The sequence below is a fragment of the Streptomyces sp. NBC_01622 genome (genome assembly GCF_045209635.1).
In the GTDB taxonomy this organism is placed as follows: domain Bacteria; phylum Actinomycetota; class Actinomycetes; order Streptomycetales; family Streptomycetaceae; genus Streptomyces.
Genome location: NZ_CP109293.1, coordinates 963,715 through 986,612 on the forward strand (window position 1 = coordinate 963,715; position 22,898 = coordinate 986,612).

At 71.0% G+C, this 22,898-nt stretch carries 17 protein-coding genes and 1 pseudogene; 5 read left to right on the top strand and 13 right to left on the bottom strand.

All coding sequences use genetic code 11. The features are described from left to right. Positions 1-111: 111 nt before the first annotated feature. Entirely contained in the window at positions 112-2,052 is a 1,941-nt protein-coding gene (locus OH768_RS04390; RefSeq protein ID WP_406450201.1) for a sulfatase, read from the top strand. On the opposite strand, the gene OH768_RS04395 is transcribed toward OH768_RS04390, so the two are convergent. Genes OH768_RS04395 through OH768_RS04405 form a run of 3 tightly spaced genes read right to left on the bottom strand, consistent with a single transcriptional unit; the run spans position 2,030 to position 4,535 of the window. Beyond that, positions 2,030-2,800 carry an alpha/beta fold hydrolase gene (locus tag OH768_RS04395; RefSeq protein ID WP_406450203.1) on the bottom strand — a complete coding sequence of 257 codons (771 nt, stop codon included), beginning with the start codon at positions 2,798-2,800 and terminating at the stop codon, positions 2,030-2,032. The genes OH768_RS04390 and OH768_RS04395 overlap by 23 nt on opposite strands. Before the next feature lie 37 nt (positions 2,801-2,837). Further along, positions 2,838-3,701, bottom strand: a complete 864-nt coding sequence (locus tag OH768_RS04400) for an alpha/beta fold hydrolase (RefSeq protein WP_406450205.1) — start codon at positions 3,699-3,701, stop codon at positions 2,838-2,840. A gap of 48 nt (positions 3,702-3,749) precedes the next feature. Next, positions 3,750-4,535: an amidohydrolase family protein gene (locus tag OH768_RS04405; RefSeq protein WP_406450207.1), complete on the bottom strand. Its 786-nt coding sequence runs from the start codon at positions 4,533-4,535 to the stop codon at positions 3,750-3,752. Positions 4,536-4,635: 100 nt separating this feature from the next. On the opposite strand from OH768_RS04405, the gene OH768_RS04410 reads away from it, so the two are divergent. Beyond that, on the top strand, positions 4,636-5,016 hold the full coding sequence (locus OH768_RS04410; RefSeq protein WP_406450209.1) for a MerR family transcriptional regulator: 381 nt from the start codon (positions 4,636-4,638) through the stop codon (positions 5,014-5,016). A 6-nt stretch (positions 5,017-5,022) separates the two neighbouring features. On the opposite strand, the gene OH768_RS04415 is transcribed toward OH768_RS04410, so the two are convergent. The 10 genes and pseudogenes from OH768_RS04415 to OH768_RS04460 form a co-directional block, all read right to left on the bottom strand. Continuing rightward, complete coding sequence (locus OH768_RS04415) at positions 5,023-6,519, bottom strand: acyl-CoA synthetase (protein WP_406450211.1); 1,497 nt, start codon at positions 6,517-6,519, stop codon at positions 5,023-5,025. Positions 6,520-6,626: 107 nt separating this feature from the next. After that, positions 6,627-8,177, bottom strand: coding sequence for an acyl-CoA synthetase (locus OH768_RS04420; protein ID WP_406450213.1), 1,551 nt, complete (start codon positions 8,175-8,177; stop codon positions 6,627-6,629). Then, on the bottom strand, positions 8,174-9,283 hold the full coding sequence (locus OH768_RS04425; protein WP_406450215.1) for an NAD(P)H-dependent flavin oxidoreductase: 1,110 nt from the start codon (positions 9,281-9,283) through the stop codon (positions 8,174-8,176). The genes OH768_RS04420 and OH768_RS04425 overlap by 4 nt, the downstream gene beginning before the upstream one ends. Positions 9,284-9,337: 54 nt before the next feature. Further along, positions 9,338-9,936: pseudogene (locus tag OH768_RS04430) on the bottom strand (class I SAM-dependent methyltransferase). 7 nt (positions 9,937-9,943) lie between these two features. Then, positions 9,944-10,327 (bottom strand): hypothetical protein, encoded by a 384-nt coding sequence (locus OH768_RS04435; RefSeq protein ID WP_406450217.1) that lies wholly within the window; start codon positions 10,325-10,327, stop codon positions 9,944-9,946. Positions 10,328-10,396: 69 nt separating this feature from the next. Further along, a complete protein-coding gene (locus OH768_RS04440) occupies positions 10,397-11,971 on the bottom strand; it encodes a phytoene desaturase family protein (RefSeq protein WP_406450219.1) in 1,575 nt (524 codons plus the stop codon). Between the two features lie 173 nt (positions 11,972-12,144). Then, on the bottom strand, positions 12,145-14,382 hold the full coding sequence (locus OH768_RS04445) for a tetratricopeptide repeat protein (protein ID WP_406450221.1): 2,238 nt from the start codon (positions 14,380-14,382) through the stop codon (positions 12,145-12,147). Next, positions 14,364-15,302 (bottom strand): oxygenase MpaB family protein, encoded by a 939-nt coding sequence (locus tag OH768_RS04450; RefSeq protein WP_406450223.1) that lies wholly within the window; start codon positions 15,300-15,302, stop codon positions 14,364-14,366. The genes OH768_RS04445 and OH768_RS04450 overlap by 19 nt, the downstream gene beginning before the upstream one ends. A 9-nt stretch (positions 15,303-15,311) precedes the next feature. Continuing rightward, the gene (locus OH768_RS04455; protein ID WP_406450225.1) at positions 15,312-16,523 is read right to left on the bottom strand and encodes an acyl-CoA dehydrogenase family protein; all 1,212 of its coding nucleotides are present in this window, start codon (positions 16,521-16,523) and stop codon (positions 15,312-15,314) included. Between the two features lie 271 nt (positions 16,524-16,794). Beyond that, positions 16,795-17,160, bottom strand: a complete 366-nt coding sequence (locus OH768_RS04460; protein ID WP_406450227.1) for a ferredoxin — start codon at positions 17,158-17,160, stop codon at positions 16,795-16,797. Positions 17,161-17,317: 157 nt separating this feature from the next. On the opposite strand from OH768_RS04460, the gene ppk2 reads away from it, so the two are divergent. From ppk2 to OH768_RS04475, 3 genes are all read left to right on the top strand, one after another. Continuing rightward, a complete protein-coding gene (gene ppk2 / locus OH768_RS04465) occupies positions 17,318-18,121 on the top strand; it encodes a polyphosphate kinase 2 (RefSeq protein ID WP_406450229.1) in 804 nt (267 codons plus the stop codon). A gap of 22 nt (positions 18,122-18,143) precedes the next feature. Continuing rightward, complete coding sequence (locus tag OH768_RS04470; protein WP_406450231.1) at positions 18,144-19,886, top strand: SulP family inorganic anion transporter; 1,743 nt, start codon at positions 18,144-18,146, stop codon at positions 19,884-19,886. Positions 19,887-20,108: 222 nt separating this feature from the next. Beyond that, entirely contained in the window at positions 20,109-22,844 is a 2,736-nt protein-coding gene (locus tag OH768_RS04475; RefSeq protein WP_406450233.1) for a ricin-type beta-trefoil lectin domain protein, read from the top strand. Positions 22,845-22,898: the final 54 nt, after the last annotated feature.

The window sequence follows — 22,898 nt, forward strand, 5'->3', positions numbered from 1 at the left end:
CAGGCCCGATTGAACTGACGGTAGCGTGCGACCGTACTGATGGTGACGGATCTGGTGGCCCGGGCCAGGTCCGCCATGCCATCACCGGGCTCAGCACGGAAGGACGTTCGGGTGCCGCTCTTCACTCGCTCTCACCCATCGGCGCAGCGGAAAGCCACCGGGGAGACCGACTCGACAGCGGCGACGGAGGCCGCCGCACCGCCCGAAACACAGGGCCCACCCGAGCCACGCGACTCGGCGGACACGGCCGAGCAACTCGAACCGGTCGACGCGCCCGAGGCGGCCGAGTCCGCAGGCCCGGCGGAATCCGCCGCGCCCGACGAGACCGCTGAGCCCGCGGAGTCCACGGGCTCGGAGGCGGAATCCGCCGCCGACCCAGCCGAGCGGTCGTCCCAACTGCCGCCCCGCGGCGGTTGGTTCGGCTGGCGGACTCGTTTCCCCCGTACCGCACGTGCCGTAGGGGTGGGCACGACCGTGCTCGCCGGTGTGCTGCTGATTGTCGCGCTGCTCGTACCCGACCGCCTCGACCGGATCACCCTCCAGTCGTTCTTCCGCTTCCCGGTCGAGGCGATCGTCCTCGCGATCGTCCTGCTCGTACTGCCCGCGAAGGCACGGCGGATCGTGGCCGTCGTGCTGGGGGCGTTCGTCGGGCTGTCCGCCGTCCTGAAGTGCCTCGACATGGGCTTCTACCAGACCCTGGCCCGGCCGTTCGACCTGGTCTTCGACTGGGTCCTGCTGAGCGACGCGGCGGACTTCCTCAAGGACTCGGTCGGCCGCTCGGGCGAGGTGCTCGCGATCGTCGGGGTGATCCTGGCGCTGATCGCCGTGCTGGCGGGGAGCGCGCTCGCGATGGTGCGGCTGTCGAACGTGATGGCCAGGCACCGCCCCATGGCGGTACGCACCACACTCGTCCTCGGTGTTGTGTGGATCATGTGCTTCACCCTGAGCTTCCAGGTGGGCGGCGTCACGCTCGCCACGAAGGGCTACAGCACGTTCCTCGCCAACCGGGTGCAGTACGTCCGCGAGGGTCTGGGGGACGCCGACGTCTTCAAGAAGCAGCTCAATGTCGACGCCTTCGCCAAGACCCCGCCGAACCAGCTGCTGACCGGGCTCCGCGGCAAGGATGTCCTGTTCACCTTCATCGAGAGCTATGGCCGGGTCGCGATCGACGATCCGACGATGGCACCGGAGATGGACGCGACGCTGAAGGCGGGCGACGCCCGGCTCAAGGCGGCCGGTTTCGCCTCGCAAAGCGGCTGGCTCAGGTCGCCAGTGACGGGCGCCGGCAGCTGGCTCGCCCACTCGACGTTCCTGTCCGGCCTGTGGGTCAAGAACCAGCAGCGGTACCGGACCGTGACCACCAGCACCCGCGCGACCCTGACCAGCTACTTCCAGAAGACCGGTGCCTGGCGCACGGTCGGCATCGTCCCCGGTGTTCGCAAGGCCTGGCCCGAGGGCAAGTACTTCGGCCTCGACAACATCTACGACTCCACGCACCTCGGCTACAACGGTCCGTACTTCAGCTGGACGCCGGTACCGGACCAGTTCAGCCTGCAGTCCTTCGAGGATCTCGAGTACGGCAAGAAGAACCGCGACCCGATCATGGCGGAGATCATCCTCGCCTCCAGCCACAACCCCTGGTCCCCCATCGCCCACACCATCCCCTGGAACCAGCTCGGGGACGGCACGATCTTCAACCAGATCAAGAAGGAGGGCACCAACCCGACGGAGGTCTGGAAGAGCGCCAAGCGCGTGCGCACCGAGTACCGCAAGGCCATCCAGTACTCCGTGGACAGCCTGACCCAGTGGATGCAGCGCTACGGCAACAAGAACACCGTCCTCGTCTTCCTCGGCGACCACCAGCCGGTCCCGACGGTCACCGGAGGCACCGCCGACCGGGATGTGCCGATCACGATCGTCGCGCACGACCCCAAGGTGCTGGACAAGATCTCCAGCTGGGGCTGGACGGACGGGCTCAAGCCGGCGGACAACGCACCGGTGCTGAGCATGGACAAGTTCCGGGACCGCTTCATGACGACGTTCGCGAAGTGACGGTCGCCGTCCGGACGTCGCTCCGCTCCGCGAGGAACGGCTCCACCGCCGCCAGGAACTCCTCCGGCCGGTTCTCGTGCACGAGATGTCCGGCGTCCACGGTCACCAGGCGGGCGCCGGGGATCCGTTCGGCGACCGCGACGACCCGGTCCTGAGGAATCCCGCTGGTGGGACCACCCGCGATCACCAGCGTGGGCATGGTGATCCGCCCCATGTGGTCCCACCACATGGGGTCGGGGAGGTTCGCCCGGACGTCGGTGGCCTCGGTCATCGCCCAGTCGAACGGCAGCTGCCCCGCGGGGCGTTCGGTGGGCGGCCTCGGCGGATCGAAGGGAAGCGGCGCCGGCACATCCTCCAGGACCAGTCGCCGTACGACGTCGGGCGCCTCCTGCGCGAGCAGGTACGCGACGATGCCGCCCAGCGAATGGCCGATGACGTCGGCGCGTTCGATGCCCAGGTCGGTGATGAGGGCGCGTGTGTCGTCCCGCATCGCCTCGTACGCGTACACCTCGGCCGTGGCTCCCGGCTCGGTGCCGGGCCAGTCGCTGCTTCCGTGGCCGCGCAGGTCGGGGGCGTACACGCGGCGCGGTTCGGGTCCGGCGGCGAGCCGTTCGGCGATCTGCGTCCAGTCGGTGCCGTCGGCGCCCCGGGAGTGGAGCAGGAGGACGGGCGGCCCCTCCTCGGGGCCCCAGGTGTGCAGAGCGAGGGTGATGCCGTTGGCCTCGACTGCGCGGGTCTCGGTGTGCATGGCGGGAACGTAGCCGCTGGGACGGCGGGCAATGCGCCTACTCTGCCGAGGGCAGAACCGCACCGCCAGCGTCGAGAAACGCGACGACATGGCGCACGAACCACTCCGGATCGTCCAGCCACGGGTAATGACCGGCACCCGGCTGCACCACCGACTCGGCGTTCCGGAACACCTCGGCGCTGCGACGGGCGAGCTCGGGCCGGGGACCGCCGTCGAGTTCACCCGCGAGAACCAGCACGGGTGCGGACAGCCGGCCGAGGGCGGCCCGGAGGGCCGGTGGGTCGAAGGCGCCCTCCGAGAAGTACAGGTCGGCGGCCTCGTCGTTGCTCTGTTCGTCTGCGAGCGCGGAGTTCTGTTCGGCGACGGCATCCCAACGGCCGTAGAAGAAGGGCTCGAAGACCGGGTCGAAGTCGGCGGTGCCCGCGAGCCACGCCTCGAATGCCGGGAACGCGTCCTCGAACCACGGTTCGCCCTTCCGCAGCCGGGCGGCGGCGAGCCGTCCCTCGGGCGTGGCCGGCATGCCCAGCGCCCATGGGGTGGCGGTGATCAGTGCCAGACGTGTCACCCGCTCGGGACAGCGGGCCGCGTACAGCATCGCGAGACTGCCGCCCGCCGAGTGCGCGAGCAGATCCATGTGGTCCAGGCCCAAGTGGGCGCGCAACACCTCGACGTCGTCGACCAGTCGGTCGCAACGGTACGTCTCCTCGTCGGCCGGCACCGCGGAGTCACCGGTGCCCCGCAGATCCAGCAGGATCAGCCGTCGATGCGCGGTGAGTCCGCCCAGGTCCCCGAGGTAGGCGGAGGCCCGCATGGGCCCTCCGGGCAGGACGACCAGCGGCTTGCCCTCACCCCGTACGTGGTAGGCGAGTTCGGTGCCGTCGGTTGCGGTGAAGGTCGGCATGCCCCGATCCTCGCCGCCCACTGCGCTCGGCCGCAAAACAATTCCCGGTCACACCAGGCCCAACAGCTCCGCCAGATTTCCGCCGAGCACCCGGTCGCGGATCTCGCCGGCCGGGGTCACCCTTTCCACCGTCGTGCGGGCTACGACCGGGTCGCCGTAGGGAGCGTCCGAGCCGAAGAAGGTGCGGGTGGGGAGTTCGTGGATCGCGAGGCGGACGGCGAAGACGATGCCAGCGGTGGACAGTTCGAGGTGGAGGCTGGGAGTCGTCCGGGCCAGCTCGATCGCCTCCATCCAGTGGGCTCCGCCCAGTTGGCTGATCACCAGCGGCACCTTCGGGTAGCGGGTCGCCAGGTCGGCGAGTGCGCGCAGGTCCATGGCGGTGGTGGGCGCGGAGCCGTGGACGACCACCGGAAGTCCGGCGTGGTCGCGGGCCGCCCGTACCACCGGCTCGACCAGGGCCAACTGGCCGGGTGGCGGGGTGAGTTCACCGATGCCGTACAAACCGGGGCCGGTCACCTCGCGCTCCACCCGGGCCGCGGTCTCGGCGTCGGGGCGGCCGAGCGGGACGGAGCCGAAACCGAGGAAGCGGTCGGGGTGTGCCGTGAGCGCCTGGCCCAGCTCCCGCATGGCCAGGGCGAATCCCTCGTCGCCGGAACCGCCGGCCAACGCCCGTTCCAGTACGCCCATTTCGTGGTGGAGGGAGTCCAGGTCGGTCGCCCGTTCCGGGTGTGCGCGGGTGGGGAACAGCACCGTGCGGTCGACACCTGCGGCGTCGAGCGCCAACAGATGGGCGCCCAGCGGGTCGTGGACATGGCTGTGGGCGTCGAGAATCACGAGTGTCTCCCTGAGTGTGCCTGCCGCCCGGTGGAATGCGGGTGGCGGGAGCCAGTGTTGAGCCCTGACACCGTGGGAAGGTCAAGTCGGAGAAGGGTGCGTGTCCTTGCTGATCGGAGAGCTGGCCGAGCGGACCGGAACCAGCGAGCGGCTGCTGCGCCACTACGAGCGGGCGGGACTGCTCCGTCCCGGCCGGTTGCCCAACGGCTACAGGGAATACGCCGATTCGGACCTCGCGGCCGTCCTGCGCATCCGCGCGCTCCTCGCGGCCGGGCTGCCCACCCGGATCATCCGCCGAGTACTTCCCTGCACCACTGACGAGGTCGCCGTACAGCCGTGTCCGGGTGTACTCGACGCGCTGCGGGACCAGTTGAGCGCCCTGGACCGGCGGGCCGCCCAACTCGACGCGGCCCGCGCGGTGTTGCGCGACACCATCGCCGGGGCCGAGGCCCGCACCGATACCGCTCCGGCCTCCCGGTGAGAGCGCTCAGCCGCCGAACCGCTCCCGCAGCTCCCGCTTCAGGATCTTCCCGCTGGCATTCCGTGGCAGTTTCTCCACGAACACGACCCGCTTCGGTGCCTTGAAGTGGGGGAGCTTCTCGCGGGCGTGGTCGATGAGTCGGGCCTCGGTGACCTCGCCGCGCGGGACGACGACCGCGGTGACCGCCTCGATCCAGCGGTCGTCGGGGAGGCCGATCACGGCGACCTCGGCGACGCCCTCGTGCGTGTAGAGGGCGTCCTCGACCTGGCGTGAAGCGACCAGTACGCCACCGGAGTTGATGACGTCCTTCACTCGGTCGACGACGGTGAAGAAGCCGTGCGCGTCCCGTACGGCGAGGTCGCCGGAGTGGAACCAGCCGTCGCGGAAGGCGGCGGCCGTCTCCTCGGGCTTGTCCCAGTAGCCCTCGCACAACTGCGGTGAGCGGTAGACGATTTCGCCCTGTGTGCCGTCGGGTACGTCCTTGCCGTCCTCGTCGACCACACGCGCGTCCACGAAGAGGACCGGACGTCCGCAGGAGTCCAGCCGGCCCTTGTGCTCGTCGGGGCCCAGGACGGTGGCCAGGGGGCCGATCTCGCTCTGGCCGAAGCAGTTGTAGAAGGCCAGCTTGGGGAGCCGTTCGCGCAGCCGCTCCAGGACGGGCACCGGCATGATCGACGCCCCGTAGTACGCCTTGCGCAGCCCGCTCAGGTCGCGGGTCGCGAAGTCCGGCCGGTTCGCGAGGCCGATCCACACCGTGGGCGGCGCGAACAGGCTGTCCACCCGCCCGGCCTCGACCAGGTCCAAGAGCCGGTCACCGTCTGGCGCGTCGAGGATGAGGTTGGTGGCGCCGACCGCCAGGTACGGCAGCAGGAACACGTGCATCTGCGCCGAGTGGTACAGCGGCAGCGCGTGCACGGGCCGGTCCCCGGCGCTCAGGTCCAGGGCGGTGATCGCGCTCAAGTACTCGTGCACCAGGGCCCGGTGGGTCATCATCGCGCCCTTGGGCAGCGCGGTCGTGCCCGAGGTGTAGAGCAACTGCACCAGGTCCTCGGTGCGCGGCTCGGGACCGTCGTACGGCGGCGCGGACGCCAGCCGCTCCAGCAGCGAACCGTCCGCGTCCCGCAGCGGCAACGTCCTTACGCCGTCCGGCAGTTGACCGGCGAGATCGGGGTCGGTGAGCACCAGCGCGCTGCCGGACTGGCCGACGACGTACGCGAGGTCGTCGCCGGTGAGGTTCTGGTTGACCGGCACGTGCACGAGGCCCGCGCGGGCACAGGCGAGGAAGCCGATCAGGTAGGCGTCCGAGTTGTGGCCGTAGGAGCCGACCCGGTCGCCCGGTGCGAGGCCCTGGCCGAGGAGCACGCTTGCCGCGCCGGAGACGGCGTCGTCGAGTTCCTGGTACGTCCAGGAGCGCTCGCCGTAGTCCACCGCCACGCGGGCGGGAGTGCGGCGGGCACTGCGTCGCAGTACCCCGTCAACCGTGCTGCCGTGTCCGGGCGTCATGACACATGATCCTCGGGCCGGCGCCCGGGCGGGTCAAGCCGGGTGGTCGAGGTGGGCCCGGCCCACATGTGCCGGGCCCACACAGGCCGTCCTCACACAGGCCGTCCTCACATCGGCCGGACGTGCCCCTCCCAGTACGGATCCCGCAGCCGCCGCTTGTACAGCTTGCCGTTGGGGTCGCGGGGCATCTCGGTGATGAAGTCGATGCTCTTGGGCCGCTTGTAGCCGGCGAGTTGCTCGGCGCAGTGGTCGAGGAGGGCGGTGGCGAGGGCGGGTCCTGGCTCGTGGCCGGGGGCCGGTTCCACGACGGCCTTGACCTCCTCGCCCCAGTCGTCGTGCGGGATGCCGAAGGCGGCGGCGTCGGCGACGGCGGGGTGGGCGAGGAGTGCGGACTCGATTTCGGCCGGGTAGATGTTGACGCCGCCCGAGATGATCATGTCGATCTTGCGGTCGCGGAGGAAGAGGTAGCCGTCCTCGTCGAGGTAGCCGAGGTCGCCGACGGTGAAGAAGTCGCCGATGCGGTTCTTCTTCGTCTTGGCCTCGTCCTTGTGGTAGGCGAAGCCGCCGGTGCTCATCTTCATGTAGACGGTGCCGAGTTCACCGGGCGGGAGCCGGTTGCCGTCGTCGTCGAAGACCGCGAGTTCGCTGATGGGCCAGGCCTTGCCGACGGTTCCGGGCTTCTTCAGCCAGTCCTCGGCGGTCGCGAAGGCACCACCGCCCTCGCTGGCCGCGTAGTACTCCTCCACACAGTCGCCCCACCACTCGATCATGGCCCGCTTCACATGGTCGGGGCACGGGGCGGCGCCGTGGATGGCGTGCCGCATGGACGAGACGTCGTAGCGCGCCCGTATGTCCTCGGGGAGGGCGAGGAGCCGATGGAACTGGGTCGGGACCATATGGGTGTGGGTGCACTTCTCGCGGTCGATGAGGCGGAGCATCTCCTCCGGGCTCCACTTGTCCATCAGGACCAGGCGATGGCCTATGTGGAGGCTCGCGCCCGCGAACTGGAGGACGGCCGTGTGATAGAGCGGAGAGCAGACCAGGTGCACGTTGTCGGCGAAGGGTTTGATGCCGAAGATGCCGAGGAAACCGCCGAGGTACGCCGACTCGGGCGGCTTGCCCGGCAGGGGGCGGCGGATGCCACGGGGGCGGCCGGTGGTGCCCGAGGTGTAGTTCATGACCCAGCCGAGGGTCCGGTCCGCGGGCGCCGACTCCGGTTGTCCGTCGAGGAGTTCGGGGTACGGCCGGAAGCCCTCGACCGTGCCGACCGCGTACCGGTGGGTGGCGGGGAGGCCGGCCTCGTCGGCGGCCTGGCGGACGGGCTCGGCGAACCGCTCGTGCGCGATGAGCACCTTGGCGCCGGAGTCGGCGACGATCCAGGCGATCTCGGGGGCGACGAAGTGGTGGTTGACGGGGACGAGGTAGAATCCGGCCTGGGTGGCGGCCAGATGGGCCGTGAAGAACTCGACGCCGTTGGGCAGGACGACGGCGAAGGCGTCGCCGCGTTCGAGTCCGGCGGCGCGCAGACCGTGGACGAGTTGGTTGGCGGCGGCGTGCAGGCGGCCGGCCGTCCACTCCTCGCCGTCGGGGGCGATGAGGACAACGCGGTCGGGGTTCTGGGTCGCCTGGGCCCAGAAACCGGCGGGAGGTGTGCTCACTGGCCGCTCCTTCCGGCGATGAGGTTGATGCGGTCGACGGCGTGCTCGAAGCCGCGGGTGAGGTCGTCGAAGACGGCCTGGACACTGCGTTCGCTGTTCATGCGGCCGACGATCTGGCCGACGGGGGTGCCGAGCAGCGGCTCGACCTCGTACTTCTGGATGCGCGAGACGGCCTCGGCGACGAGCAGGCCCTGGAGTGGCATGGGGAGGGTGCCGGGGCCGTCGGTGTCGTCCCAGGCGTCGGTCCACTCGGTGCGCAGTTGGCGGGCGGGTTTCCCGGTCAGGGCGCGGGAGCGGACGGTGTCGCCGGACCCGGCGGCGAGCAGCTTGCGGGTCAGGGCCGCCGAGTGCATATCGGCTTCTGTGGTGGTCAGCCATATGGAGCCCAGCCACACTCCTTGGGCGCCGAGGCTCAGCGCGGCGGCCACCTGCGGTCCGCTGCCGATGCCGCCGGCGGCCAGCACGGGCAGTGGATCGACGGCCTCGACGACTTCGGGGGTGAGCACCATGGAGGCGATCTCGCCGGTGTGTCCGCCCGCCTCGTAGCCCTGGGCCACGACGATGTCGATGCCGCCCTCGGCGTGTTTGCGGGCGTGCCGGGCGCTGCCCGCGAGCGCGGCGACCAGGACGTCCTGGTCGTGGGCGCGGGCGACGACGTCGGCCGGTGGGGAGCCCAGCGCGTTGGCGAGCAGCTTGATCGGGTAGTCGAAGGCGACGTCGAGCTGGTTGCGGGCGACCTGTTCCATCCACCCGGTGATGCGCCAGCCGGACGCCTCGCCCTCGGCGAGTTCGGGCACGCCGTACTTGGCCAGGGTCTCGGTGACGAACTGCCGGTGCCCTTCCGGGATCATCGCCTCGACCTCGGCCTCGGTGACGCCCTCGACCTTCTTGGCCGGCATGACGACGTCCAGGCCGTACGGCATCCCCTCGACGTGCGCCTCCAGCCAGTCGAGGTCGCGCTTGAGGTCGTCGGGGGCGGTGTAGCGGACCGCGCCGAGCACTCCGAGACCGCCGGCCCGGCTGATGGCCGCGGCGACGGCGGGGAACGGCGTGAAGCCGAAGATGGCGTGCTCGATTCCCAGTTTCTTGCTCAACTCCGTCTGCATGGGCGCAGAATGCCGCAGTCCTCCGGACGACGGAAGGCCTTTTCTGATGCTCCGTCAGATTTTCCTCGGAGCGGGGTCCCGCCGGGCGGTGAGCACGGGCTGGCAGAAGCCGCTGCGCTCCGGTGGATGCCAACTGACCTCCGTAAAGCCCGCGTCGGCCACCGCGTCGCTCAACCGACCGCGGGTCAGGGCCCAGGAGGTGACTCGGCGTACTCGCACCTCCCAGCCGTCGCCCACGGGCAGGAGCTGGAAGTACTCCTGGTCACAGCGCTCGCCGTCCTCGTGTAGTCCCGGATGCCGATCATCAGGAGTCCGTCGTCGCGCAGGACCCGCCGCATGCCGGCCAGCGCCTCACCTACGTCGTCGGCGGTGAGCAGGTGCGCGAGCGAGTTGTCGGCGCAGACCACGACGTCGAAGGCCGATGCTCTGAAGGGCAGGGCGCGCATGTCCGCCGCAGCGGTCGTGAGCCGTAAGCCGCGGGCTCCGGCCTCGGCGGCGGCCCGGGCTGCGGCGACCGGGCTCAGGTCGCTGCCGATCACTCCGTGTCCGACCGCGGCGAGCCCGATCGCCTGGGTGCCGTTCCAGTCCGGGAAGATCAGGTGGTATCCGGCGGCGAGGCCGTCGTAGAAGTCCCGGACCGAGGGCACGATCACCTTCTCGTCAGCGGTTTTCCAGCCGGACGTGCAGTTCCCGCTCCTGGTCGCCCGAGGTCACCGCGAGGTCGTGCACGATGAACAGGGAGTCCAGGGTCGTACGGAACTGCTCGATGGCCCAGTACCCGCCCTGCGCATCCGCCTCGACGGACGCTCCGAGCCGGGCCGGACCGCCGGATGCACCTTCGTGGGCGTCGGCGACGTCGAAGGTGCCGAGCCAGACCGTGGGGCGGGTGTCGTGTTGGTCCTGGGGTACGTCGTCCGCGTGCCGGTCGGATCCGTAGCACGCGCACAGCGTGTCGAACACGATCCGGGCATCCTCCTTGCTGCACCCGCTGATCTCCACCGAGACCGATTCCGGGTGCCCTGGCACTGTGTGCACGCTGTCCATGGCGGTCGCTCCTCTTCCTCTCGTCCACTCCCAGAAAAGCACCACTTTCCCGGCAGGGCACCAGGGCGGTCAGCCGTCCCCGGCCTCCAGCACAGCCATCGCCGCGTTGTGCCCCGGTACCCCGCTCACTCCCCCGCCGCGCACGGCGCCCGCCCCGCACAGCAACACGTTGGCGTGCCGGGTCTCGACGCCCCAGCGGCCGGTGTCGTCCTGGGCGTAGGGCCAGGTCAGTGCGCGGTGGAAGATGTTGCCGCCGGGGAGCCGGAGGTCGCGTTCCAGGTCGAGCGGGGTCTTCGCCTCGATGCAGGGGCGGCCGTCGGCGTCGGTGGCGAGGCAGTCCGCGAGGGGTTCGGCGAGGTGGGCGTCCAGCTGGGCGAGGGTGGACTTCAGGAGCTCCTCGCGTACGGCGTCGTTGTCCCGTTCGAAGAGACGGGCCGGGGTGTGCAGGCCGAAGAGGGTGAGGGTCTGGTAGCCGTCCTCGACGAGGTCCCGGCCGAGGATGCTCGGGTCGGTGAGGGAGTGGCAGTAGATCTCGGAGGGCGGTGCGGCGGGCAGTGAACCGGCCGCGGCCTGGGCGTGGGCGGCGGCCAGTTGGTCGTAGCCCTCGGCGATGTGGAAGGTGCCGGCGAAGGCCTCGCGCGGGTCGACCGAGGTGTCGCGGAGTCTGGGCAGCCGCTTGAGCAGCATGTTCACCTTGAGCTGGGCGCCCTCGGAGGGGGCGGGCGGTTCGTCGCCGGTGATCGCGGCCAGTTGCTGGGGCGAGGCGCCGACGAGGACGTGCCGGGCGGCCACGACGCCTTCGCCGTCGGCGGCGCGGTAGGTGATCTCGGCGGCGCGTCCGTCCGTGTCGATGCGGACGGCCTCGTGGCCGGTGGCGAGTACGGCGCCGGCCGCGCGCGCGGTGGTGGCCAGGGCGTCGGTGAGGGCGCCCATGCCGCCGACCGGGACGTCCCAGGCGCCGGTGCCGCCGCCGATGACGTGGTAGAGGAAGCAGCGGTTCTGCGCGAGGGAGGGGTCGTGGGCGTCGGCGAAGGTGCCGATGAGGGCGTCGGTGAGGACGACTCCCCGGACCAGGTCGTCGGTGAAGTTCTCCTCGATCGCGACGCCGATCGGCTCCTCGAAGAGCATCCGCCAGGCGTCCTCGTCGTCCACGCGGCGGCGCAGTTCGTCGCGGGTGGGCAGCGGTTCGGTGAGCGTGGGGAAGACGCGTTGCGCGAGGCGGCCGGTCATGGCGTAGAGCCGCTGCCAGGCCGCGTACTCGCTCTCGCCGCCGGTCAGCCGGGCGAAGGCGTCGCGGGTGCGGCGCTCGCCGCCGCCGACGAGGAGGCCGGTGGGGCGGCCGTCGCGTTCGACGGGGGTGTACGACGAGATGGTGCGCCCGCGGATGCGGAAGTCGAGGCCGAGGTCCCGCACGATCTTCTTGGGCAGCAGGCTGACCAGGTACGAGTACCGGGAAAGGCGTGCGTCGACCCCGGCGAACGGGCGGGTCGACACGGCGGCGCCGCCGGTGGTGTCGAGGCGCTCCAGGACGAGCACGGAGCGCCCGGCCCGGGCCAGGTAGGCGGCGGCGACCAGGCCGTTGTGGCCGCCGCCCACGATGACGGCGTCGTACGTCCGATGTCCGGGTCCCTCGTGTACAGGCATGGTTCTTCGTAACACGAGGTGATCTAGGTCGGCCAGAGGTGGGCGCGGTCCTCCGGGGCTGTGGGGGGCGGATGCGGATGGCCGACGGCAGGCGCGGCCGGCCGCGGACAGGCACGGGCGCGCTGTCGTCGGCGCCCGCGGTCCCACGGGCGGCGCGAGGGCGGCCCCGGCCGTCAGTGACTCCCGGACGCCCGCCCCTGTCGTAGCACCGCCACCCGGCGGTACAGCTCGACCGCTTCCGCGTTGCGGCCGAGCTGTTCCAGGCAGTGGGCCTCGTCGTTGCGGCTGGCGAGGGTGTCGGGGTGGTCGGGGCCGAGGACGCGCTCGCGGGCGGCGGCGACGCGGCGGTATTCGGTGAGGGCGTCGGCCCAGCGGCCGAGCCAGCCGAGGCCGACGGCGACCTCGCGGCGGCTGACCAGGGTGTCGGTGTGGTCGGGCCCGAGGACGCGCTCGCGGATGGCACACACGTCGCGGGACTCGGCGAGGGCCTCCTCCCAGCGGCCGAGCCGGCCGAGGTTGACGCCGAGGCCGTGGCGGGCGCGGAGGGTCTCGGGGTGGGCGGGGCCGTGGACGCGGGTGCGGTCGTCGATCAGATCGCGGTAGAGCTTGAGGGCGTCGGCGCTGCGGCCCAGGCGGCCGAGGCTGATGCCGATCTCGTAGCGGGCGGCGAGGGTGTCGGCGTGGTCCGGGCCGAGGGCTTGCGCACGGGCCTCGGCGACCTCGCCATAGGTCTGCAGGGCCTCCTGCCAGCGGCCCAACTGGCCGAGTGCGTAGGCGACTTCGTAGCGGGTGACCAGGGTGTCGGGATGGCCGGGGCCGAGCACCCGGGCGCGGGCGGCGGCGACCTCGCAGGCCATGCGGTACGAGTCCTCCAGGCGGCCGAGGCGGCTGAGGTTGAAGGCGAGGTTGTGGCGGCAGCGCAGGGTGTCGGGGTGGTCGGGGCCCATGGTGCGTTCGCGGGCGGCGAGTACGGACGTGTACACCTGGTGTGCGTCGAAGTGGCGGCCCAACTGGCCCAGCACGTACGCCATTTCCTGCCGGGCGGCGAGTGTGTCGGCGTGGTCGGCGCCCGACGCCCGTTCTCTGGCGCGGGCGACGTGGGTGTACTCGCGCAGGGCGTCGGCGGCATGGCCGGTGCGGCTCAGGGTGAAGCCGAGTTCGTAGCGGCTGGCGAGCGTGTCGGGGTGGTCCGGGCCGAGGAGGTGGGTGCGTTCGGCGGCGACCGCGCGGTGCACCTCGCCGGCCTCCGCCCAGCGGCCGAGGCGGCCCAGGCTCAGGCCCGCGTTGTGGCGTCCGGCCAGGGCCTTGAGGGCCTCCGGAGGCGGCGCGGACGGTGACTCCGGTACGGGTTCCTCGGCGTGGCCGGTGGCCGGGCGCGCGATCCACTCGCCGGTGAGGCCGGCCCCGGCGTCCGGCGGGGTGGTGCGCAGTCCGGCGCCGGTCGCCTTGTGCCCGGTCGTCATCCCGCGCGTCCAGGACGGCAGGCGCGCCTCGCGGGACACCGGTTCGGGCGAGGGCAGTTCGGGTCGCGGGGTCACAACTGTCGGCACGTACAGGGGTGTCGTACGACCCATGGTGATGCGGCGGCCCAACTCGCGGGCGTCGTCCGGGCGTTGTTCGGGGAGCTTGGCCAGCAGGTCGAGGATGACCTTCTCCAGGTACTCGGGCAGTTCGGCACGCTGGGTGCGGGGTGGCCGGGGCGGGGTGTCGCGGTGGCCGATGAGGATGGCCCAGGCGTCGCCGAGGTCGAACGGCGGTGCGCCGGTGGAGAGTTCGTACAGGACGCAGCCGAAGGAGTAGAGGTCGCTGCGCTGGTCGACCTCGGTGCCGCTGATCTGTTCCGGCGACATGTAGTGCGGAGTGCCCATCGCGATGCCGGTGCCGGTCAGCCGGGAGGTGAACCCGATGTCGGCGCCGAGGCGGGCGATGCCGAAGTCGCAGATCTTCACCGTGCCGTCGGTCAGCCGCATGATGTTCGCGGGCTTCAGGTCCCGGTGCACGATGCCCTGTTGGTGGCAGTAGGCGAGGGCGGAGGCGACCTGCTCGGCGATGTCGACGACGTCACCGACGGGCAGCGGCCGCTGCTCGTTGTCCTCCAGGAGCTGGCAGAGGTTGCGGCCGTCGAGGAGCTCCATCACCAGGAAGAGGATGCCGTCGGACTCGCCGAAGTCGTGGACGACGGTCACCCCGCGGTGCTGGAGCGCGGCGGCCACCCGGGCCTCGCGCCGGAACCGCTCGCGCAGGACGCGGGTGAACGACTGGTCGTGGTGCGGGTTCAGCGGTTTGAGGCACTTCACGGCGACATGGCGCCCCAGCGACTCGTCCCGTGCCCGCCACACCTCGCCCATGCCGCCGCGCCCGATCAGATCGAGCAGCCGGTAGCGGCCCTGGATCAGCCTGCTGTCCCCCATCTCCCGCGATCGCCCCCGTAGGTGTTCGTCCCGCCCTCCCCTGGCTCGTCCAGTATGGCGAGCGATCGTCCGACTTTGTACGGGGCGGGCCGGGAGCCGGGGCCGAGCCGTGACATGGCGCGGATGATGTGCTTGGGCGGCAGTTGCCAGCGCACATGTGCGGGAACGCAGCGCAACAGGGTGCCTGTGACGCGCAGTTGTCGGGTGACGGTGGCGGGTGCGGGGGCGGGTCTGCCGTACAGCCGGTGGGCGTACGGCGGCAGGGAGGCGTACGCCAGGTGTGCCACGCGCCGCCAGAGCACCTCGCGCGCCGGGACGAGAAGCGGGTGCGTCGGGGGACGGATCAGGAAGTCGTCCACTTCGCGTGCCTCGGGTCCGGCGGCGAGCGCTGGCCTGACCTGCTCGAAGTAGGCGGCCAGTTCGGCCCGGTCGCCCGGTACGGCGGCGGGGTCGAGGCCCACCAGGCGGGCGCTCTCCCGGTGTTCGGCGAGGTAGCGGTCGGCCTGGGCGTCGGTGAGGCGGAAGCCGGAGCGGCGCAGCACGTGCAGATACGAGTCGATCTCGGAGCAGTGCACCCACAGCAGCAGCTCGGGTTCGTCGATTCCGTACCGCTCCCCCGTGTCCGGGTCGGTCGCCCCGAGCATGCTGTGGATCTTCCGCACCCGGGCGCCGGCCTTCTCGGCGGCCTCGGTGCTGCCGTAGGTGAGGGTGCCGACGAAGTTCGCGGTGCGCATCAGCCGCCCCCAGGCATCGCGCCGGAAGTCCGAGTTCTGCATGACCCCGCGGACGGCTCGCGGGTGCAGGGCCTGGAGGTAGAGCGCGCGGACGCCGGCGACCCACATCATGGGATCGCCGTGCATCTGCCAGGTCACGGAGTCCGGCCCGAACAGTCCCGGGTCGCCCGTCCCAGGGGCGTCCATGCCCGCAGGCTATCGCCGTACCCTCGGCATTCCCAGACCGATCCACGAGATGATCTCGCGCTGGATCTCGTTGTTGCCGCCGCCGAAGGTGAAGATCACGGCGGAGCGGTAGCCGCGTTCCAGTTCGCCGTGCAGGACGGCGCCCGCAGAGCCCTCCTGCAGGGCGCCGGCGGCGGCGACGATCTCCATGAGCCAGGCGTAGGCGTCACGGCGGGCCTCGGAGCCGTAGACCTTGACGGCGGAGGCGTCCTGCGGGGTGAGGGTGTCTTCCTGGACGGCGTTCACCATCTGCCAGTTGAGGAGTTTCATCGCGTCGAGCCTGGCGTGGGTGCGGGCGAGGAGGCGGCGGACCCAGGGGAGGTCGACGACGCGGCGGCCGTCGGCGAGTTTGGTCTCCATGGCCCAGTGCTGGGCGTCGTGCAGGGCGCGGATCGCCATGGTGCCGTGGGCGGCGAGGGTGACGCGTTCGTGGTTGAGCTGGTTGGTGATCAGCCGCCAGCCCTGGTTCTCCTCGCCGACACGGCGGGAGACGGGGACGCGGATGTTCTCGTAGTAGCTGGCGGTGGTGTCGTGCGAGGCGAGGGTGTTGATCACCGTGCAGGTGTAGCCGGGGTCGGCGGTCGGCACCAGGAGCATGGTGATGCCCTTGTGCGGCGGGGCCTCGGGGTCGGTGCGGACGGCGAGCCAGACCCAGTCGGCGGTGTCGCCGTTGGTGGTCCAGATCTTCTGCCCGTCGACGACGTACTCGTCACCGTCCCGCACGGCCCGCGTCTTCAGAGCGGCCAGATCCGTGCCGGCCTCGGGCTCGCTGTAGCCGATCGCGAAGTCGATCTCGCCGGAGAGGATCTTCGGGAGGAAGTACGCCTTCTGTTCGTCGGTGCCGAACCGCATGATCGTCGGGCCTACGGTGTTGAGCGCCATCAGCGGCAGCGGTACGCCGGCCTGCGCGGCCTCGTCGAAGAAGATGAACTGCTCCATCGGCGTCAGCCCGCGCCCGCCGTACTCCTCCGGCCAGCCGACGCCGAGCCAGCCGTCCGTGCCGAGCCGGCGGATCGTCTCACGATAGAAGCGTTTCCGGGCTACCGGGTCGGCGATGGGGGCACCTCCCATGCCGTTAGGGCCATGGGGGAGGGAGTAGGCGTGGTCGGGCACCAACTCGGCGAAGTAGGAGCGCAGTTCGGTGCGCAGCCGCTGCTGCTCGGGCGTGTATTCGAGATGCACGGCGCCTCCAGGCTCCCAAGGCCGGTCCTGACGGCGCACACCGTAGAACGTGTTCCAGAAATTGGGAATGGCGAGGCGGCGATGCCCGGTAATGCGTGTGACGTCGACCGGAAGTCGGCCCTTCCCGTTCCGAGTCGGCCCACATGGTCGGTGTCGGCGAGGACGACCGGCCCTCACCCCTGGGCGGGTTCTGGCCCCGGTAGCGAGGCCGGCGCCGATCCGCGTGGCCACCTGTCCATCGGGAGCGGTCCCAAAAGGGCCCGGCCGCCCGTCAGTTCAGCGTCGCCAGGAACTCCCTGCACGCCCGCGCGCAGTCCCGGCAGGCCCGGGCGTCCCCCTCCGCGCCCGGCCGCTCGTCGAAGACCTGTGCGCACTCCAGGCAGACGAGCAGGCACCACTTGGTCTGGAGGCGGAGGGCGGACTCGTCCTGGAGGTTCTGCTCGGCCAGCATCCGGCAGGTCGCGTCGCACGCCTCCGCGCACCACAGCGCCTTCTGCCGTACGAGCGCCTCGTGGTCGGTGGCGTCCGGATCCGTGCGGCTGACGCGCAGCACACAGGCCCGCGCACACGCGGTGCAGGCCTGTGCGCAGGCGAAGCGGTCCTCCAGAAACCGGACGAGCTCCTGTTGGGTCGTCATCGCTGTCACGGAGTCCGGGTTGCCAGCTGCCGGCCGCCGCAAACCCGGCGGGCGGGCGTCCGGGGGTGCGCGGGCGCCCGGCGATCAGTACGGTGCTGTCCAGGTGTTCGACCTTGGACACAGGAGACTGCGCACGTCATCGAAGGGTTGGGGCGGCATGGCCGGCAAGAAGGCGGCAAAGCTGCCGCGCGCGACGTACGAGACCGAACTGCTGCGTCTGCAGACGGAGTTGGTGAAGCTCCAGGAGTGGGTGCGGGCCGAGGGCACCCGGCTGGTGATCGTCTTCGAGGGCCGGGACGCGGCGGGCAAGGGCGGCACCATCAAGCGGGTCGCGGAGCACCTCAACCCGCGCGTCGCCCGGATCGCCGCGCTGCCGAAGCCGACCGACCGGCAGCGCACCCAGTGGTACTTCCAGCGGTACGTCGAGCATCTGCCGGCCGCCGGGGAGATCGTGCTGTTCGACCGGTCCTGGTACAACCGGGCCGGCGTCGAGCGGGTGATGGGCTTCTGCTCCAAGGAGGAGTACCAGTTGTTCCTGCGCCAGTGCCCCATCTTCGAGCGGATGCTCGTGGAGGACGGGATCGTGCTGCGCAAGTACTGGTTCTCGGTGAGCGACGCGGTGCAGCAGGACCGGTTCCGGCGCCGGCTGGAGGATCCGCTGCGGCGCTGGAAGCTGTCGCCGATGGACCTGGAGTCGATCACCCACTGGGAGGACTACTCGCGGGCCAAGGACGAGATGCTGGTGCACACCGATGTCTCGGAGGCCCCCTGGTACGTCGTCGAGAGCGACGACAAGCGCCGGGCCCGGCTGAACATGATCGCCCACCTGCTCGGCTCGCTGCCGTACCACGAGGTGGCGCCGCCGGTCCTCGAACTCCCGCCCCGCCCGCCGTCCACCGGCTACGAGCGCCCGCCGCGCGACCTGCAGGTCTACGTCCCGGACCACGCGGCGAGCCTCTGAACCGGGCGGGCCGAGGAACACCGTGTCCCACAGCCCGGGCGGGCGCCGCGTGGAGTGGCGGCGTCTGACGCCCGGAATCGCCGCGCTGGCCGGATACCGGCGTGCCTGGCTGCGCGGCGACCTGCTGGCCGGTGTCACGGTCGCCGCGTATCTCGTCCCACAGGTGATGGCGTACGCCGGGGTGGCCGGGCTGCCCCCGGTGGCCGGCCTGTGGGCGATCCTCCCCGCGCTCGCCCTGTACGCGGTGCTGGGCTCGTCCCGGCTGCTGTCCGTGGGGCCCGAGTCGACGACGGCGCTCATGACGGCGACAGTGGTGGGCCCCCTCGCGGGCGGCGCCCCGGCCCGGTACGCCACACTCGCCGCCGCCCTCGCGGCCACGGTCGGCCTGCTCTGCCTGGCCGCGTGGGCGGTACGTCTCGGCTTCGTCGCCGATCTCCTCTCCCGCCCGGTCCTGATCGGCTATCTGGCGGGCGTCGCCCTGATCATGATCGTGGACCAGTTGCCCAAGCTCACCGGGGTGCCGACGACCGGCTCGGCCTTCTTCCCCCAACTCTGGTCCTTCGTACGGCACTTGGACCGCCTCCACGCGCCCACGCTGCTGTTCGCCGCCGTCCTGTTGGCGTTCCTGTTCACTGTGGCGCGCCTGTCCAGGGCGGTGCCAGGCCCCCTGCTGGCGGTGGTGCTGGGCACGACGGCCGTAGCGGCCCTCGACCTCGACGACCGGTACGGCATCAAGGTGATCGGCCACGTCCCGGCGGGACTTCCCACGGTCGGCCTGCCCGACCTCACCGAACTCCCCCACCTGGTACTGCCCGCACTCGGTGTCCTGCTCGTCGCCTACACCGACTTCATGCTCACCGCCCGCGCCTTCACCGGCGGCGACAAGGACGAGGGCCCCGGTCTCGACGCCGACCAGGAGTTCCTGGCCCTGGGCGCGGCCAACATCGGCGCCGGTGTCCTCCACGGCTTCCCGGTGAGCAGCAGCGCCAGCCGCACCGCGCTGGCCTCCTCCACGGGCGCCCGCAGCCAGGCGTACTCACTGGTCGCCGGAGCGGTGGTTCTTGCGGTCCTCCTCTTCCTGAGCCCGCTGCTGTCCCGCACCCCCTCGGCGGTGCTCGGCGCCCTCGTCGTCTACGCGGCCGTCCGCATGATCGACCTCACCGGCTTCCACCGCCTCGCCACATTCCGCCGCCGCGAACTCCTCCTGGCCCTCGGCTGCCTGACCGGAGTCCTCGCCCTGGACATCCTCTACGGCGTGATCGTCGCCGTGGGCCTGTCGGTGGCCGAACTCCTCACCCGGGTGGCCCGCCCGCACGACGCCGTCGAGGGCCTGGTCCCCGGTGTGGCCGGCATGCACGACGTGGACGACTACCCGCAGGCCCGCACCGTCCCCGGTCTGCTGGTCTACCGCTACGACTCACCGCTCTTCTTCGCCAACGCGGAGAACTTCCGCCGCCGCGCACTGGCCGCGGTCGACCAACAGGCGGTCCCCGTGCGGTGGTTCGTCCTCAACACCGAGGCCAATGTGGAGGTGGACATCACCGCCCTGGACGCGGTCGACGAACTCCGCCGCGAACTCGCCCACCGCGGCGTGGTGTTCGCCCTGGCCCGGGTGAAGCAGGACCTCCGCGACGACCTGGAGGCGTACGGGCTGGTGGACTCGGTCGGCGAGGACCACATCTTCCCCACCCTGCCGACGGCGGTGGCCGCGTACCGGGAGTGGAGCGGCGGGGCCGGCCGGGGAACGGCGGATTCGGCGACGTAGCAGGCGAGTTGGCCTGATGAGTACTGCCCGGATCACCGGTACGTACCTGAACAGGTATAGACCCTTGACTCCAATTCAACACGTCCCCACACTGTCGCACAAACCTCCACGGACAGCTCCGTCGGATCGCGCTGAGAGCGCTCTCCGACGCTGTCCTCACCCCCGCTGGAGAAGGACGACACCGTGCGAAGAACCTTGAGGCACCTCCTGCCCTTGTGCGTCATGGCGCTTGTCGCCGCCCTCTGTTCGGTCGGCGCGCAGCCGGCCCGGGCCGCCGCGGCGGCCACCACGATCACCGTGGACGGCGGTCAGAGCGGCCGGACGTTCGACGGGATCGGCGCGATCAGCGGCGGCGGGGGCAACTCCCGGCTGCTGCGCGACTATCCGGCCGCCCAGCGGTCGCAGATCCTGGACTACCTGTTCAAGCCGGGTTACGGCGCGAATCTGCAGCTGCTGAAGCTGGAGATCGGCGGTGACGCAAACTCCACCGACGGCTCCGAGCCGTCCATCGAGCACACCAGGGGACAGATCAACTGCGACGCGGGCTACGAATTCTGGCTCGCCGAGCAGGCCAAGGCCCGTAATCCGGACATCAAGCTGTACGGTCTGGCCTGGGCCGCCCCGGGCTGGATCAGCGGCGGGTTCTGGTCCACCGACACCATCAACTACCTGATCTCCTGGCTGGGTTGTGCCAAGCAGCACGGTCTGACGATCAGCTACCTCGGCGGCTGGAACGAGCGGGGACACGACGTCAACTGGTACATCCAGCTGCGGTCCGCGCTCGACAGCGCCGGATACGGCTCCCTGCAGATCGTCGGCGACGACTCGGGCTGGAGCGTCGCGGACGACATGGCGAGCAACTCCGCGTTCAACAACGCCGTTTCGGTCATCGGCGCCCACTATCCCTGCGCGGGCGGTGACGGCGGCAGCGCCGACACCTGCTCCAGCACCACCACGGCGAAGAACAACGGCAAACCGCTGTGGGCGTCGGAGAACGGCTCGCTCGACATGGACTCCGGCGCCCCGGCGCTGATCCGTTCGATCGTGCGCGGTTATGTGGACGCGAGGATGACCGCGTATCTCAACTGGCCGCTGGTCGCCGCGATTTACCCCAACCTGCCGTTCAGCACGGTCGGCCTGGCCACCGCGAACTCGCCCTGGTCCGGCAACTACGCGATCGGCGAGGACACCTGGGCGACCGCTCAGGTCACCCAATTCGCCCAGCCCGGCTGGAAGTTCGTCGACTCCGCGTCGGGCTATCTCGGCGGCACCGAGTCCAACGGCACCTACGCGACGCTGAAGTCACCGAACGGCTCCGACTACTCCACGGTCCTGGAGACCACCACCGCCGGCGCGGCGCAGACGGTCGACGTGCAGGTGCGCGGCGGTCTGTCCACCGGCGCGGTGCACGTCTGGGCGACCCGGGTGAACAGCCCCAGCCAGGCGACCGACTTCGTGCACACGCAGGACATCACCCCGACCGGCGGCGCGTACTCGCTGACGCTCCAGCCGGGCTGGATCTACACGGTCACCACGACCACCGGCCAGGGCAAGGGCACCGCCACCGCGCCCGCGGCCCACGCCCTCGCGCTGCCCTACGGCGACACCTTCGACAGCTACGCCACCGGCGCCGAGGCCACGTATCTCTCCGACATGCAGGGCGCGTTCGAGGCACGCCCGTGCGCCGACGGCCGGTCGGGGCAGTGCGTGCAGCAGGTGACCCCGGTCAAACCGATCGAGTGGCAGGACGACTCCGACGCCTTCTCGCTGCTCGGCGACCCGACCTGGACCGACTACACCGTCAAGGTCGACGTGAACCTCCAACAGGCCGGTACGGTCGAGCTGTTGGGCCGGGCCAACACCCAGAACCGGCCGCAGAGCCATCAGGCCGCTTATCTGCTCCGGGTGAGCGACACCGGCACCTGGTCCATCGTCAGGAGCTCGGCGGCCGGCACCCTGACCACCCTGCTCTCCGGAACCCGGGCCGCGCTCGGCACCCACGCCTGGCACACACTCTCCCTCGGTTTCTCCGGCGACCGGATCACCGCCACCGCCGACGGCGCCAACCTCGGTGCCACGGACGACAGTTCGTTCTCGGCGGGACAGATCGGCCTTGGTGTGGTGGGCTACCAGACCGACCAGTTCGACAACCTCTCCGTCACCGCGAACCCGCCGGGCAACCACGCCGGCATCCTCAAGGGCCGCCAGTCCGGCCTGTGCGCGGACGTCCCCGGGGCGAGCCGGACCAACGGCACCCAACTCGCGCTCTGGGACTGCAACGGCGCCACGAACCAGGCCTGGACGCTTACACCGGCAGGCCGGCTCACCGTCTACGACGGCACGAAGTGCCTGGACACCAAGAGCGGCGCCACCACCGACGGCACCCCGGTGCAGATCTACGACTGCGACGGCACCGCCGCCGAGAAGTGGACCGTGAACAGCGACGGCTCGGTGGTCAACCCCGCCTCGGGCAAGTGCCTGGACGCCACGGCCGGAGGCACCTCGCCGGCCACCCTGCTGGAGCTGTGGACCTGCACCGGCGGCACCAACCAGAGCTGGCTGCGCGGCGCGGTCTCGGCACCCCTCAAGGGCCAGGAGTCCGGCCGCTGTGTGGACGTCCCCGGCGCCAACCAGGCCAACGGCACCGAGCCCGCCCTCTGGGACTGCAACGGCGGCACCCACCAGACCTGGACCTCCACGGCCACCAACCAGCTGACCGTCTACGACTCCAAGTGCCTTGAGGTCACCGGCGGTGCCACCGCCGACGGCAGCCCGGTGGAGATCTGGGACTGCAACGGCGGCGCCCACCAGCAGTGGCGGGTGCGTTCCGACGGCAGCGTCGTCAACGTCGGCTCCGGCAAGTGTCTGGACGCGGTCGGCCACGGCACGGCCAACAGCACGGCGCTGGAGATCTGGACCTGCACCGGCGGCGCCAACCAGAACTGGCGCCGGTCGTAGCCGTCGTCGGCCCCTGCTTGGTCGTAGGCCATGGGTCTGTTCCTGGTCTCGACC